General features: G+C 73.7%; 12 protein-coding genes. 2 read left to right on the forward strand and 10 right to left on the reverse strand.

Annotated features, from left to right (window positions below):
* Positions 1-14 precede the first annotated feature (14 nt).
* The 7 genes from AB0E88_RS26130 to rpe form a co-directional block, all read right to left on the reverse strand.
* Entirely contained in the window at positions 15-1,484 is a 1,470-nt protein-coding gene (locus AB0E88_RS26130; protein ID WP_361635014.1) for an amino acid permease, read from the reverse strand.
* 231 nt (positions 1,485-1,715) lie between these two features.
* A complete protein-coding gene (locus tag AB0E88_RS26135) occupies positions 1,716-2,219 on the reverse strand; it encodes a GNAT family N-acetyltransferase (RefSeq protein ID WP_361635017.1) in 504 nt (167 codons plus the stop codon).
* Positions 2,220-2,294: 75 nt separating this feature from the next.
* Complete coding sequence (locus tag AB0E88_RS26140; protein WP_361635158.1) at positions 2,295-3,737, reverse strand: GuaB1 family IMP dehydrogenase-related protein; 1,443 nt, start codon at positions 3,735-3,737, stop codon at positions 2,295-2,297.
* Between the two features lie 141 nt (positions 3,738-3,878).
* Positions 3,879-4,163, reverse strand: coding sequence for a barstar family protein (locus AB0E88_RS26145; RefSeq protein WP_361635020.1), 285 nt, complete (start codon positions 4,161-4,163; stop codon positions 3,879-3,881).
* Positions 4,160-4,540 carry a ribonuclease domain-containing protein gene (locus AB0E88_RS26150; protein ID WP_361635022.1) on the reverse strand — a complete coding sequence of 127 codons (381 nt, stop codon included), beginning with the start codon at positions 4,538-4,540 and terminating at the stop codon, positions 4,160-4,162. The genes AB0E88_RS26145 and AB0E88_RS26150 overlap by 4 nt, the downstream gene beginning before the upstream one ends.
* A gap of 40 nt (positions 4,541-4,580) precedes the next feature.
* Positions 4,581-5,624: a sugar-binding domain-containing protein gene (locus AB0E88_RS26155; RefSeq protein ID WP_361635025.1), complete on the reverse strand. Its 1,044-nt coding sequence runs from the start codon at positions 5,622-5,624 to the stop codon at positions 4,581-4,583.
* 78 nt (positions 5,625-5,702) lie between these two features.
* The gene (gene rpe, locus AB0E88_RS26160) at positions 5,703-6,389 is read right to left on the reverse strand and encodes a ribulose-phosphate 3-epimerase (RefSeq protein ID WP_361635028.1); all 687 of its coding nucleotides are present in this window, start codon (positions 6,387-6,389) and stop codon (positions 5,703-5,705) included.
* A 138-nt stretch (positions 6,390-6,527) separates the two neighbouring features.
* On the opposite strand from rpe, the gene AB0E88_RS26165 reads away from it, so the two are divergent.
* Positions 6,528-8,666: an MMPL family transporter gene (locus tag AB0E88_RS26165; RefSeq protein ID WP_361635031.1), complete on the forward strand. Its 2,139-nt coding sequence runs from the start codon at positions 6,528-6,530 to the stop codon at positions 8,664-8,666.
* Here the strand turns inward: AB0E88_RS26165 and AB0E88_RS26170 are convergent.
* Positions 8,647-10,083, reverse strand: coding sequence for a transcription antitermination factor NusB (locus AB0E88_RS26170; RefSeq protein WP_361635034.1), 1,437 nt, complete (start codon positions 10,081-10,083; stop codon positions 8,647-8,649). The genes AB0E88_RS26165 and AB0E88_RS26170 overlap by 20 nt on opposite strands.
* Positions 10,084-10,147: 64 nt before the next feature.
* On the reverse strand, positions 10,148-11,080 hold the full coding sequence (gene fmt / locus AB0E88_RS26175) for a methionyl-tRNA formyltransferase (protein ID WP_361635037.1): 933 nt from the start codon (positions 11,078-11,080) through the stop codon (positions 10,148-10,150).
* Positions 11,081-11,552: 472 nt separating this feature from the next.
* Here fmt and AB0E88_RS26180 point away from each other — a divergent pair, with 472 nt between their 5' ends.
* Positions 11,553-12,098, forward strand: a complete 546-nt coding sequence (locus AB0E88_RS26180) for a hypothetical protein (RefSeq protein WP_361635040.1) — start codon at positions 11,553-11,555, stop codon at positions 12,096-12,098.
* Positions 12,099-12,250: 152 nt separating this feature from the next.
* Here AB0E88_RS26180 and AB0E88_RS26185 read toward each other — a convergent pair whose 3' ends face one another.
* Positions 12,251-14,410, reverse strand: coding sequence for a primosomal protein N' (locus AB0E88_RS26185; RefSeq protein ID WP_361635042.1), 2,160 nt, complete (start codon positions 14,408-14,410; stop codon positions 12,251-12,253).
* Positions 14,411-14,766 lie beyond the last annotated feature (356 nt).

Genomic DNA, 14,766 nt, shown 5'->3' on the forward strand with positions numbered 1-14,766 from the left:
GGCGGTTGTTCACTTCACTTCTGGTCAGGCACGGCGAGTCGGGAGCGGCGGTAGCCGTAACTGAAGTAGAACACGAGCCCGACGGCCATCCAGACACCGAAGACCACCCAGGTGACGGTGGAGAGGCTGCCCATCATCCAGACGCAGAAGGCGAAGCCCAGGGCGGGCAGGACCGGGGACAGCGGCACGCGGAAGGTGCGGTTCATCTCGGGGCGGGTGCGGCGCAGGATCACTACGGCGACGTTGACCAGCGCGAAGGCGAAGAGCGTGCCGATGCTGGTGGCGTCGGCGAGCTGGCCGAGCGGGATCGCCGCGGCGAGGACACCGCAGAACAGGGAGACGATCACCGTGTTGGCGCGCGGCGCGCCGGTCTTCGGGTTGACCTTGGCGAAGATCTTGGGCACCAGCCCGTCGCGGGACATGGCGAACAGGATGCGGGTCTGGCCGTAGAGCACGGTCAGGACGACGCTGGCGATGGCGATCACCGCGCAGAACGCCAGCAGGGTGCCCCAGAAGCTCTGGCCGGTGACGTCCGTCATGATCTGGGCGAGCGCGGCCTCGGAGTCGTTGAACTTCCGCCACGGCTTCGCGCCGACGGCGACGGCGGCGACCAGCACGTACAGGGCGGTCACGATGACCAGGGAGAGGATGATCGCTCGGGGCAGGTCGCGCTGGGCGTTCTTGGCCTCCTCGCCCGCGGTGGAGGCGGCGTCGAAGCCGATGTAGGAGAAGAACAGCGTGGCGCCGGCCGCGCTGACGCCGGCCATGCCGAGCGGCATGAAGTGGGAGTAGTTGCCGGACTTGAAGCCCATGAAGCCGATGGCGCAGAACAGGATCAGCGCGGCGATCTTCACGCACACCATGATGGTGTTGGCCCGTGCGGACTCCTTGGCGCCGCCGAGCAGGAACACCATGGCGAGGACGACGACGATGAGGGCCGGCAGGTTGAAGATGCCGCCGTCGACGCCGGGCGGGTTGGCGAAGGCGGCCGGGATGGTCACGCCGATGGTGCCGTCCAGCAGCTCGTTCAGGTACTCGCCCCAGCCGACGGCCACGGCGGCGACCGAGACGCCGTACTCCAGCAGCAGGCACCAGCCGCAGACCCAGGCGATCAGCTCGCCCATGGTGGCGTAGGCGTACGAGTAGGAGGAGCCGGCGACCGGGATGGTGCCCGCCAGCTCGGCGTACGACAGGGCCGAGAAGAGGGCGGTGAGGCCGGCTATGACGAACGACAGGGTGACGGCCGGGCCCGCCTTGGGGACGGCCTCGCCGAGGACGACGAAGATGCCGGTGCCGAGGGTGGCACCGATGCTGATCATGGTCAGCTGCCACAGCCCGAGGGAGCGGCGGAGGCTGCCTCCCTCTCCGTGGCCGCCCTCGGCGACCAGGCGCTCCACGGGCTTGCGGCGCATGAGGCCGCCCAGCGGGGAGACGGGGGCGGTCCGGGTGGTGCTGTTCTGCGGGGGTGCGCCTTGGTCGAGCACGCGCGGCTCCTTATCGCTGCCGTTCAGGGGGCGGAGACCGGCGGCACCCCATCCCACGGGAACCACCGAGCGGGGTCCCCGCCACACCACGTTCAGCGCGACACTCTATGAGGCCGGACGTTGCCGCTGTAATGCAGCAACCTTGCGTGCATCCGCATGATCGTTGCGTTGCTCCGGGTCGGACGGGTTTTCGTTGCGCCAGGGGTTTCGACCATTGCACATGCACCCGTTTCAGCAGGTCGCGAGCCGCTTGACGAGGAAGGTGCACGGGTCGACGCGCGCACGGGTCTCGCCGTCGTCGTCCTGATACGTCCAGCGGTCGAGGTAGTCGGTCAGCGGGCGGTAACCGAGCCGCGCGTACAGCGCGGATGCGCGCCGGTTGTTCCGGGCGACGCCCATGCCGGTGCGTGGCACGCCGCGCTCGCGGGCGAGGTCCTCGGCCGCCCGGATCAGGGCGCTGCCGATGCCCCGGGAGCGCAGGTGTTCCGGCCAGACGGCCAGCCCGTTGAGTTCCGGGCAGCCCGGCGCCGCCCGGCGCACCTCGGGGGCGCCGCAGCCGATCCAGCGCATCTCCGCGTGCCCGACGGGCCGTCCCTCGAGCCAGGCGACGAGATAGGTGCCCTGCCCGGCCTGCTGGCGGGCGTAGCGCACGGCGTGGGACGAGGACGCGCCCGGGGATCCGATGTGCTGGTCGAGGAGGGCCACGTCGGCGGCCCTGCAGACGGTGATCTCCATACGACGACGGTACGGCCCGGGGACGCGAACGGCCCCCGTTTTTCAACGGGGGCCGAGACTGCCGGAGTTGGCGGGTCAGCTCCAGCTGGCGTGCAGCGGCTTGCCCTCGGCGTAGCCGGCGGCGCTCTGGATGCCGACGATCGCGCGGTCGGCGAACTCCTCCAGGTTGTTGGCGCCGGCGTAGGTGCAGGAGGAGCGGACGCCCGCGATGACCGAGTCGATCAGGTCCTCGACGCCCGGGCGGGCCGGGTCGAGGAACATGCGGGAGGTGGAGATGCCCTCCTCGAACAGCGCCTTGCGGGCGCGGTCGTAGGCCGACTCCTCGGACGTGCGGTTGCGCACGGCGCGCGCGGAGGCCATGCCGAAGGACTCCTTGTAGGCACGGCCCTGGGCGTCGTGCTGGAGGTCGCCCGGGGACTCGTAGGTGCCGGCGAACCAGGAGCCGATCATGACGTTGGACGCCCCGGCCGCGAGGGCCATGGCCACGTCGCGGGGGTGGCGGACGCCGCCGTCGGCCCACACGTGCTTGCCGTACTTCTTCGCCTCGGCGGCGCACTCCAGGACGGCGGAGAACTGCGGCCGGCCCACACCGGTCATCATGCGGGTGGTGCACATGGCGCCGGGGCCGACACCGACCTTGATGATGTCCGCGCCGGCGTCGATGAGGTCCTTGACGCCCTCGGCGGCGACGATGTTGCCCGCCACGATCGGCACCTGCGGGTCGAGCGCGCGCACCAGCCTGACGGCGCTGATCATCGACTCCTGGTGGCCGTGCGCGGTGTCGATGACGAGGGTGTCGACGCCCGCGTCCAGCAGCTGCTTGGCCTTGCCCGCGACGTCACCGTTGATGCCGACGGCGGCGGCGATGCGCAGCTTGCCCTTCGCGTCCACGGCCGGGGTGTACAGGGTGGCGCGCAGGGCGCCCTTGCGGGTGAGGATGCCGGCGAGGCGGCCGTCCTGGTCCACGGCCGGGGCGTAGCGCCGGTTGTGGTGGTCGAGGGTGTTGAAGGCCTCGCGCGGGTCGATGTCCGCGTCGAGCAGCAGCAGGTCCTTGGACATGACGACCTCGAGCTGCGTGAAGCGGTCCACGCCGGACAGGTCGGCGTCGGTGACGACACCGATGGGCCGCTGCTCCTCGTCGACGACGACCCCGGCGTTGTGCGACCGCTTGGGCAGCAGGGCGAGGGCGTCGGCGACGGTCTGGTGGGGGGCCAGCACGATCGGGGTGTCCAGCACGACGTGGCGGCTCTTGACCCAGGAGACGACCTCGGTGACGACCTCGATCGGGATGTCCTGCGGGATCACCACGAGGCCGCCGCGGCGGGCCACCGTCTCGGCCATGCGGCGGCCGGCGATGGCGGTCATGTTGGCGACGACGAGCGGGATGGTGGTGCCCGTGCCGTCCGGGGAGCTGAGGTCCACGCCCTGACGCGAGCCGACCGCGGAGCGGCTCGGCACCATGAAGACGTCGTCGTACGTCAGGTCGTACGGGGGCTGGATGTCGTTGAGGAAACGCACGTGCTGCACATCCCAGTCGTTCAGAGGTGACCCCCTGGCAGGTGTGCCAAGGGGAAAGAGCACGTACTTCATTCTCCCACGCCGGCCGGACCCCGGGGCACAGTCGGTTCGTCCAGGCTGGTCAGGGGCGCCTTTGGAGGATCATCCGAGGACGAGTGCCACCGTGACGGCAGTGGCCTGTGAGAACACCTCCCGCGCCGTGTCCCACTCGTCGGGGCGCGCCTGCGCGTACGGCCGCCAGTTCCGCACGACGACCAGCGGCTCGGCGTCCCCGGGCCACAGCCCGGGGTCGGAGAGCACGTCGGCGAGGGCGTCCCAGTTGCGGCCGAACCAGTCGGGCAGCCGCAGGTCCCGGGCGCAGCGGTCCATCAGGGCCGCCTTGTCCGTGACCCCGCCGAGGTCCAGGGTGACCAGGGCCTGCGTCATCTCAGTACCGCCCTGAACGAGTCGTAGTGGTCGTCGGTGTAGTACGTCTCGCCGCCCTGTCCGGTGACGAGGCGCCGGGCCCCGCGGTCGCGCGAGCCCGGCGTCGGGACGGTGTACTCGTGGTAGTAGCCGCGCGGTTGCCGCGGCAGCCGCCCCTCGACGTTGCCGAAGACGACCCCGTCCCTGGTGTACGGGAAGGGGCCGCCCCGGTCGATGAGGACGAGCGTGCGCCGGGCCTCGGCCGGCAGCTCGGCCGCCTTGACGGTGGCCATGCCCTTCGCCCAGGGCGGGCCGGTCGAGGTGCCCTGGGCCGGGGAGCACCCGACCAGCAGGGCGAGGACGCACAGCAGCACCCGGGGGACACACCGCAGCAGCATGCCCCTGATGCTGCCACGGCCGGCCCCGTCCGACGCGTCGTCAGACCCCGTCGGGGTCCGCGCGGTTGAGCGCCGGCTTCGGCGTGGGGCCCGCGGTCATCAGATAGTCGGCGGCGGAGGTGTCCGTCACCAGGCTGGTGACGAGTCCGGACCGCAGCACCGCGTCGATCGCCGACGCCTTGCGCTGCCCGCCCGCGATCGCCACGACCTCCGGGATACGGCGCAGCTGGTCGGCCTTGACCGTGATGCACCGCTCCCCCAGGTCCCGCCCGACGCGGCGGCCCTCGGCGTCGAAGAGGTGCGCGGACATCTCGGCGGCCACGCCGAGCGAGGCGTAGTGGGCGCGCTCCTCCTCGGAGAGCATGTCGTGCACGGTGGAGATGCCCGGCTCCCAGGAACCGATGGAGACGCAGGCGACCGTGACCTTGTCGAAGTACTCGAAGGCCCGGGCGATCCCGGTCTGGTTGCGCAGCGCCGCCGCGGTGGCCGCGTCCGGCAGCAGCATCGGCGCGTAGATGGGGTGGGCGTCACCGCCGGAGACCTGTGCGGCGCGGCGCACGGCCTCCACCGAGCCGCGCTCGGCGGTCCCGGCGTCGTACACGCCGGTCAGCTGCACGACCGTGCAGGGCGGCAGCCGGTCGAGGGCCGCGGCCATGTGGATGGTGGACCGGCCCCAGGCCAGGCCCAGGACGTCCCCCTCGTTCACCAGCTCGCCGAGCAGGTCGGCGGCGACCTCGCCCAGGTTCTCCGGGTCGGGGGTCTCCTCCGACTCGGGCGGGGACTCGACCACGACGGCGTGCCGGAGGCCGTAGCGGGCGCGGAGCGCGTCGGAGCGCTCGGCGTCCAGTTCGGCCGGCACGCGGATCTCGATGCGTACGAGGTCGCGTTCGAGGGCCGTCTCCAGGACCCGGGCCACCTTGAAGCGGCTGACGCCGAACTCCTCCGCGATCTGGATCTTGGACTTGCCCTCGAGGTAGAAGCGGCGGGCCATGGCCGCCGCCTGCACCAGCTCAGCGGGTCCCATCCGCATGGCTGACCGGCCCGCCGACATACCCGACACGGCGTTCTCCTCACTGCTGTTCACACTCTGGATTCGCCGTTCATCCTTGCAGATCCGGCGCGGTCGATCAGCCCTGATGGCGGTCGTTCACGTATCCGTCGGTCAGTGGTCGCATGCCCAGCTCGCCTCGGCGGTGGCCGACTCCGCCCGGCGGCGCAGGGCACGGACCGCGTCGGCGGGGTCCTGCGCCCCGTAGACGGCGGACCCGGCGACGAAGACGTCGGCGCCGGCGTCGGCGCACCGCTCGATGGTGGACGCCGAGACTCCGCCGTCGACCTGGAGCCAGAGCTGGAGGCCGTGCTTGCCGATCAGCTCACGGGTGCGGCGGATCTTGGGCAGCATGATGTCCAGGAAGGCCTGCCCGCCGAAGCCCGGCTCGACCGTCATGATCAGCAGCATGTCCAGTTCGGGCAGCAGATCCTCGTACGGCTCGATCGGCGTCGCCGGCTTCAGCGCCATGGAGGCGCGGGCGCCCTTGGCGCGGATCTCCCGGGCGAGCCGCACCGGCGCGGCGGCCGCCTCGACGTGGAAGGTCACGGACCCGGCACCGGCCTCGACGTACTGGGGCGCCCAGCGGTCGGGGTCCTCGATCATCAGGTGGCAGTCCAGCGGGGTGTCCGTCGCACGGGCCAGGGACTCCACGATCGGCACGCCGAGCGTGAGATTGGGGACGAAATGGTTGTCCATGACGTCGACGTGGAGCCAGTCGGCTCCCTCCACCGCCTTCGCCTCGTCCGCGAGGCGGGCGAAGTCGGCGGACAGGATGCTGGGGTTGATCTGCACGGCCATGGCCTAAGCCTGCCATGCCCCGTGTCGGTTGCGAGCACCGGTGGCGGCGGCGAGGGTGGTTTGTAACCCGCGGACCGTTCGCGGCCGGTCGCGCGGTTCCCGCAGCTCCTCTCGCAGGCGCGCACCTGGGGAGTCGGCATGACAACGAAGCGGAACATCGCCCATCTCGTCTGCGGCCGGAAAGCGAAGTGGGTCGTCGTCGCGCTGTGGCTGCTCGTGCTCTTCGTGGTGGCGCCCCTCGCGCAGAAGCTCACGGACGCCCAGGACAACGACGCCCAGTCGTGGCTGCCCGGCTCGGCGGAGTCGACCCAGGTGCTGAACCTCTCCGAGGACTTCCGCCCGGAGCAGATCCCCGCCGTCGTCGTCTACGCCCGCGACGGCGGCCTCACCGTGCGCGACCGGCAGCAGATCACCCAGGACGTGGCCCAGCTGCGCACCCTGCACGACCACGGCGTGCGCGGGCTCGAGACCCGCGGCCCCCTCTTCGACCGGCCCACCGCACCGCGGGCCGCCCAGATCTACGTGCCGATCACGATGGACGCCTCCGGCTGGCAGCGCATCTCGCCGGCGGTCGACTCGATCCGCGACCGGGTGGGCGACGGCGGCGCCGGACTCGCCGTGCACATCACCGGGCCCGGGGGGACGTCGGCCGACTTCGCCAAAGCCTTCGAGGGCATCGACTCCACGCTGCTGTTCTCGGCGATGGCCGTGGTCATCGTGATGCTGCTGCTGACCTATCGCAGCCCCGTCCTGCTCTTCGTGCCGCTGATCAGCGTGGTGGTCGCCCTGTTCACCGCCCAGGCGCTGATCTACCTGCTGGCCCGGCACGCCGGCCTGACCGTGAACGGGCAGAGCGCGGGCATCCTGACCGTGCTCGTCTTCGGCGCCGGCACGGACTACGCGCTGCTGCTCGTCGCCCGTTACAGAGAGGAGCTGCGCCGGGCCGAGGACCGGCACGTGGCGATGCGCCGCGCCCTGAACCGGGCGGGCCCGGCGGTCCTGGCCTCGGGCGCCACGGTCGTCCTGAGCATGCTCGTGCTGCTGGTGGCCGAGATGAACTCGACGCGCGGCCTGGGCCCGGTGGCCGCGATCGGTGTGCTGGTCGCCCTTCTGACGATGCTGACGCTGTTCCCGGCCCTGCTGGTGTGCCTGGGCCACTGGATCTTCTGGCCGGTGATCCCGCGCTTCGGCTCGGCCGATCCGACCGAGCGGGGTGTGTGGGCCCGCATGGGCCGGCGGATCGCCCGGCGTCCGCGCCTGGTGTGGAGCGTGACGGCGGTGGTGCTGGCGGTCCTGTCGCTCGGACTGCTGCAGCTGCGGGCGTCGGGCATCCCGAACGCGGACGCCTTCACCAACAAACCGGACTCGATCGTCGGCCAGCAGGTGTCGGCCCGCTACTTCCCGGCGGGCACCGGCGATCCCCTCGTCGTCGTCTCCGACGCGGCGCAGGCCGAGCGGGTGGGCCGCACGGTCGCGGCGGACCCGGCGGTCGTACCGACCAGCATCGGCGTGCCGCCGGGTGCCGCGCCGGTGCACGACGGCAAGGTGCTGTTCGAGGCCACCATGCGGGACCCGGCCGACAGCTCCGCCGCGAAGGCGACCGTGCAGCGGGTCCGTGACGCCGTGCACGCCGTGCCCGGAGCCGACGCGCGGGTGGGCGGCGGCACGGCGGCCCTGCTGGACATGGACAACGCCCAGACCCACGACAACTACCTGGTCATCCCGCTCGTCCTGACCGTCGTGCTGCTCGTGCTCGGTGTCCTGCTGCGCGCGCTGGTGGCCCCGCTGCTGCTGGTCGGCACGGTGGTGCTGTCGCTGGCCTCCGCACTGGGCCTGAGCGCGCTGGCGTTCCGGCACGTCTTCCACTACGCGGGCGAGGACGTGTCCTTCCCGCTGTTCGTCTTCGTGTTCCTGGTGGCCCTCGGCATCGACTACAACATCTTCCTGACCACCCGCGTCCGCGAGGAGGCGATCCGCCAGGGCACCCGGCCGGGCGTGGTGACGGCCCTCGCCGCCACCGGTGCCGTGATCACCTCGGCGGGCCTGGTCCTCGCGGGCACCTTCGCGGCGCTGGGCACCCTGCCCATGGTGGGCTTCGCGGAGATCGGCTTCGCGGTCGCCCTCGGCGTCCTGCTGGACACCCTGGTGGTCCGGTCGGTGCTGGTCACCTCACTCCTCCTGGACGTGGGCAGGAAGGTGTGGTGGCCGCACCGCCTGGCAGACCGCGACGGTACGCCCGTACCGAGACAGACCGAGGTCAGCCGGTCCGGCGGATGAGCGCCAGATACATGGCGTCCGTGCCGTGGAGGTGGGGCCAGAGCTGGATGTCCGGGCCGTCGCCGAGGTCCGGCACGTCCGGGAGGAGGGGGCGGGCGTCGAGCAGCTGGGTGTCCGGGAACTGCTTGAGCACGTCGGACACGACGGCCCTCGTCTCGGCCAGGTGCGGGGAGCAGGTGGCGTAGCCGACGACGCCTCCGACGCGTACCGACTCCAGGGCCGTGCGCAGCAGGCCGCGCTGGAGGGGTGCGAAGGCGTCGAGGTCCTCGGGGCGGCGGCGCCAGCGGGCCTCGGGGCGCCGGCGCAGGGCGCCGAGGCCGGTGCAGGGCACGTCCACGAGCACCCGGTCGAAGCTGCCGGGGCGCCAGGCCGGCCGAGTGCCGTCCGCGGCGATGACCTGGTACGGCCCCGGGTTGCCGGCGAGCGCCTTGGCCACCAGGCCGGCGCGGTGGGGCTGCTTCTCCGAGGCCAGCAGCAGGGCGTCGCGCTCGGCCGCGAGGGCGCCGAGGAGGGCGGCCTTGCCGCCGGGGCCCGCGCAGCCGTCCAGCCAGAGCCGGTCGCGGCCCTCGACGGGCGCGTTCGCGAGCGCCAGCGCGACCAGCTGGCTGCCTTCGTCCTGTACGCCCGCGCGTCCCTCGCGCACGGCTTCCACGGCCCCCGGCTCGCCGCCCTCGGTGAGCCGCACGGCGTACGGCGACCAGCGGCCCGCCACCGCGGCCTCCTCGCGCAGCAGCTCTTCGGCGGTGGCCCGGCCGGGCCGGGCGACCAGGGTGACCTCGGGCCGCTCGTTGTCGGCCGCCAGCAGCCGCTCGATGCCCTCACGGCCGCCGCCGAGGGAGTCCCAGAGCGCGGAGACGACCCAGCGCGGGTGCGCGTGCACGACGGCGAGGTGGTCCTCGGGGTCGTCGTCGTAGGGCGGGGCGACCTCGGCGAGCCAGGCGTCGAAGTCGCGCTGGGCCACCTTGCGCAGGACGGCGTTGACGAACTTGGCCCGGCCGTCGCCGAGCACCACCCGGGCGAGCTCCACCGTCGAGGACACGGCGGCGTGCGTCGGGATGCGGGTGCCGAGCAGCTGGTGCGCGCCGAGGCTCAGCACGTCCAGCACCGGCGGGTCCACCTCGCGCAGCGGCCGGTCGACGCAGGCCGCGATGACGGCGTCGTACGTGCCCTGACGGCGCAGCGTGCCGTAGACCAGCTCGGTGGCCAGGGCCGCGTCCCGCGCGTCGAACTTCTCGGGTCCCTCCTGCTCCCGCGCCTTGCGCAGCAGCGGGGGCAGCACGAGGTTGGCGTAGGCGTCGCGCTCGTCCACCGCGCGCAGCGCCTCGAAGGCGAGGATGCGCACGGGGTCCCTCTGAGGACGGCGGTAGGGCTTGGCGGGCTTGCGCGGCCTGCGGGAGGTGCCGGGGGTGTCGCTCACGAAAAAGGTGCTCCGGATGTCAGAACGGGCTGTCCGTCCAGCCTACGTCCCGCAGGTCGCCGCGTTACGCGCCGAGGGTCTCCCCCGCGCCGATCCGCACACCGCGCGCCCAGTCCGCCGCGCGCATCGGCTTCTTGCCCTGGGCCTGCACCCACAGCAGCTCCACGGCGTGCGAACCGGTACCGACGTGGACGTGGTTCTTGCCGATGTCGAGGGCGCCGGGGGCGAGGTCGGTGCGGTCGGTCAGCAGCGCGACCTGAATGAGCTTCAGCCGCTCGCCGCGGAAGGTCGTCCAGGCGCCGGGGGCCGGGGTGCAGCCGCGCACGATCCGGTCGACGCGCAGGGCGGGCGCGGCCCAGTCGACACGGGCGTCCTCGACGGTGATCTTCGGGGCCAGGGTGACGCCCTCGGCGGGCTGCGGTACGGCCTTCAGCGTGCCGTCCTCGATGCCGTCCATGGTCGCGGCGAGCAGCCCGGCGCCGGCGAAGGCGAGCCGGGTGAGCAGGTCGCCGCTGGTGTCGGTGGGCCGGATCTCCTCGGTGACGGTGCCGTAGACGGGACCGGAGTCGAGTCCCTCCTCGATGAGGAAGGTGGACGCGCCCGTGATCTGGTCGCCGGCCATGAGGGAGTGCTGCACGGGGGCGGCGCCGCGCCAGGCGGGCAGCAGCGAGAAGTGCAGGTTGACCCAGCCGTGCGCGGGGATGTCGAGCGCGGCCCGGGGCAGCAGGGCGCCATAGGCGACGACGGGGCAGCAGTCGGGGGCGATCTGCTTCAGCCGCTCCAGGAACTCCGGATCGCGCGGCTTGACGGGCTTCAGCACCTCGATCCCGGCCTCCTCCGCCCGCTCCGCCACGGGTGACGCCACCAGCCTGCGGCCCCGCCCGGCCGGCGCGTCGGGCCGTGTGACGACGGCGGCCACCTCGTGGCGCCCGGAGGCGAGCAGAGCGTCCAGAGCGGGAACGGCGACCTCGGGGGTACCGGCGAAGACGAGCTTCATGGGCGGGTTCGAACCTCTCGGACGACAGACGTGCGACGGGCAGCGCACCAGTCTATGACCATGCCGGGTCAGCCGCCGTGGCCCATCGTCCGAGGGCCGCCGTCGAGCGCCGCGGCCGATCGTCACCGGGGCTTCGCCGGTCGCGTGGCCGATCGTTCCGGGGGCCTTGCCGGTCGCCAGGGCCGATCGTTTCAGGGGCTCGCCGAGCGCCGTGGCCATCGTTCCGGGCGTCGCCGAGCACCATGGCCATCGTTCAGGGCTTCGCCGAGCACCATGGCCATCGTTCAGGGCTTCGCCGGGCACCGTGGCCATCGTTCCGGGCTTCGCCGGTCGGCCGTGGGCGGCAGGGCCGCCCTCCAGGGGCGCAGTCATATGCCCGCACGCCCCCACTGCGTGACCCCCGGAGCGATCCCGCGTTGGTCAAGAAGGAGTTGACCCCCTTCTCTTCATCGCCGGTTCGAGAGGCTTGTTCATGGCCGACCACGCAACCCACGACGCCCAGGCCCGGGCCAGCCTGCACTTGCTGGTGCGGGACATCGAGCGGGTCCGCCGGCAGGTGGACGCCCTGCGCACGCTCACCGCTCAGCTGGGCAACGTCTACCGCCCGCGCCGCTCCGGCCCCTCCACGGGGTTCGTCGTCTACGGACGCGCTCCCGCCCCGACGGTCCGCCTCGCCCAGGAACTGCGGGACAGCGTCGAGACCCTCGTGACGGCCGCGGTCGACTTCGACCGCTCACTCGGTTTCTCGTGGGACGCGGTGGGCTCCGCGCTCGGCGTCACCAAGCAGGCCGTCCACCGGCGTTACGGCTCGCGCCGCGCCCCCGCGCAGACCGCGACCGAGGCCGAGCGCGCCCCGGAGTCGGCGGGCAGCCGCACGGTGAACGTGGGCACGGGCATCCCGGTCGTGCCCACGGTCCCGGCCGCCCGCTCCATGCCGACCCAGCCGACGGCGGGCAGCACCTCCCTTCGGGACGACGCCAGGCCGACGACAGCGTTCCCCGCCCCGCGCAACGGCTGACGCCCGCGCGGCGCCCGCGTGCTGTGGCACGGACCAACACCGTCAACTGCCCTTCCGGAGTCTCCGGGAGGGCAGACGGCTGTCCGATGCCGGGCGGGGCGGTGCGCGCCCGGCCACTCACCCGATGCGCGGCGGACCGGTTCCCCGGAGGGTCACCCGATGTCCGGCGGGTCGATCCGTACCCAGACCGGCTCGCCGCCCCCTCGCGCCATGCGCGCCGCCTGCGCGGCCTTCAGCGCGGCGGCCAGTGCCGCCCCGCTGCCCGGGGGCACACGGATCAGCGCCCGCTCCCAGTGCTCTCCCGGTGGCGGCGCACCGGGCCGCCGCTGCCGCCCCGGTGCGGTGACCGGAACGGGGACCGGTCCCAGCACCTCCGCCGCCTTGGGCAGGTCCACCGCGCCGAGGAAGTCCGTCAGCGCCGCCACCGGTCCCGACACCGCCGCCATGCGCGACACCGGCGGGAAGCCCAGTTCGGCCCGCTCGGCGAGTTCGCGCACCGCGTGCCCGACGGGGTCCCAGCGCACCAGCGCCTGCACCGGCCGCGCGGTGGCCTCCGCGACGACGGCGACGGTCCCGCCGGCGCTCTGCGGCCGCACCAGCGCGGCCGCCGCGATCCAGCGCCGCAGCGCGTCCTCCTCCGCACGCAGATCGGGCCGGCCGAGCATCGCCCAGCCGTCCAGCAGCAGCGCCGCCGCGTAGCCGCCCTCGGCGACGGGTTCCGCACCGGGCGTGCTCACCACCAGCGCGGGCGCGGCCGGCACGGTGTCCAGGACATGCTCGCGGCCCGAGGTGCGCACCGGGACGGCCGGGAACGCCCGGCCCAGCTCCTCGGCCGTACGCCGTGCTCCGACGACCTGGGCGCGCAGCCGGAAGGAGCCGCACTCGGGGCAGTGCCAGCGCGTCTCCTCGCGCCCGCACCAGCCGCACCACAGCGACCCGCCGCCGCCCGCTCCGTCCCGCGCCTCCAGCGGGCCCGCGCAGTGCCTGCAGCGCGCGGGCTCACGGCACTGCGCGCAGGCCATCCGGGGCACGTAACCGCGGCGGGGCACCTGCACCAGCACCGGACCGTGCCGCAGTCCCTCACGGGCCACCTGCCAGGCGAGCGTCGGCAGCCGGGCCGCGCGGGCGGCCTCGTCCCGGGCGAGGTCGCTGTCGCCGACGGTCCGTACGAGCGGCGCGGCGGTCCGCACCTGCTCGCGCAGGGCGACGACCGGCCGGGCCCAGCCGCTCTCCACGAGCTGCGCGGCCTCCACGGTGCAGCTCCAGCCGCCGAGCAGGAAGGCGCACTTGTCCTGGGCGGCGCGCAGCAGCAGTACCTCGCGGGCGTGCGGCTGCGGGGCGTGCTGTTCGCTGTGGCTGTCGTCGCCGTCGTCCCAGAGGGCGACCAGGCCCAGGTCCCGTACCGGCGCGAACATGGCGGCACGGGTGCCGAGCACGGCTCGCACGGACCCGCGGCGCACGGCGAGCCACTCCCGGTACCGCTTCTCCGGCCCGGCGTCGGCGGTGAGGACCGCGTGCCGTCCCTCGCCGAGCAGGGCGGTCAGGGCGGCGTCGACGCGGGCCACGGCACGGCCGTCCGGCAGGACGACGAGGGCACCGCGTCCGGAGGCCAGCGTGGCGGCGACGGCGCGGACCAGCTCGTCGCTCCACTGCGGTCCCGGCAGCGCGTTCCACACCGCGCGCGGCGCGTTCCCCGCGGCGAGCGCCTCCAGGAAGGCGGCCCCCCGCTCGTATCGGACCCAGGAGCCCGGCTCGGGGGCCGGTGGCGGGGGCAGCGGCTCGGGCGAGGGCCGCTGCTCGGCCCGCGCGCTGCGCGGCGGTACGGCGAGCTGCAGGACGTCGGCGAGGCTGCCCGCGTACCGGTCGGCGACGGCCCTGGCGAGGGAGAGCAGCTCGGCGCCGAGCACGGGTTCGGGTGAGACGACCTGGGCGAGCGCGGCGAGGGGTCCGGAGTAGTCGGACTCGGGGAGCCGTTCGATGAGGAAGCCGTCGATCAGTCCGCCGCCCTCGCGCCTCCCCTCGCGCACCCGGTGCCGCCCGGCCCCGAAGCGGACGCGCACCCGCACGCCGGGCTGCGCTTCGGCGTCCAGCTCGGCGGGCACGGCGTAGTCGAAGTACCGGTCGAGGTGGAGCACGCCCTTGTCGACGAGGACCCGCGCGACCGGCAGCGTGGGCGCGAGTGCGGCGCCCCGCCAGGTCCGCGGCTTGGCCCGCGGCTCCTTGGCCTTGCGCACGCCCTCCCGAATGAGCGCGAGCTGCTCCGGCGGCGCCCCCTCGGCGCCCCCGCCACCCGTCCCGTTCTCGCTGCTCACGCTTGCATTCTTACCAAACCCCACTGACAGCGACGCCCACCCGCACCCTCCCCCTCCCGGCACCGGCCGCCCGCGCCCCCTCCCAGCACCAACCGGTCCCCGCCCCCACCCCACCGGGCGCCAGCCCGCACCCCCGCCCCGGACAGCTCCGCACCGCCCGAAGGCCCGGCGCCCAGGCCCCGGGCCCAGAGCGAGCCACGGCAAGCACATCCCGGCCACCCCAGGCGCAGAGCGACGCACGGCAACCGCGTCCCGACCGCCCGGGGCGCGGACCGGTGCACGCCCGGCGCAGCCCCGAGGACACCAGCAGGATCCGCCGGCGGGCGGCCCGGGGACACGCCGGAGGCCCGGCTCCC

Origin of the sequence: Streptomyces sp. NPDC028635 (assembly GCF_040637635.1) — a bacterium.
GTDB lineage: Bacteria > Actinomycetota > Actinomycetes > Streptomycetales > Streptomycetaceae > Streptomyces.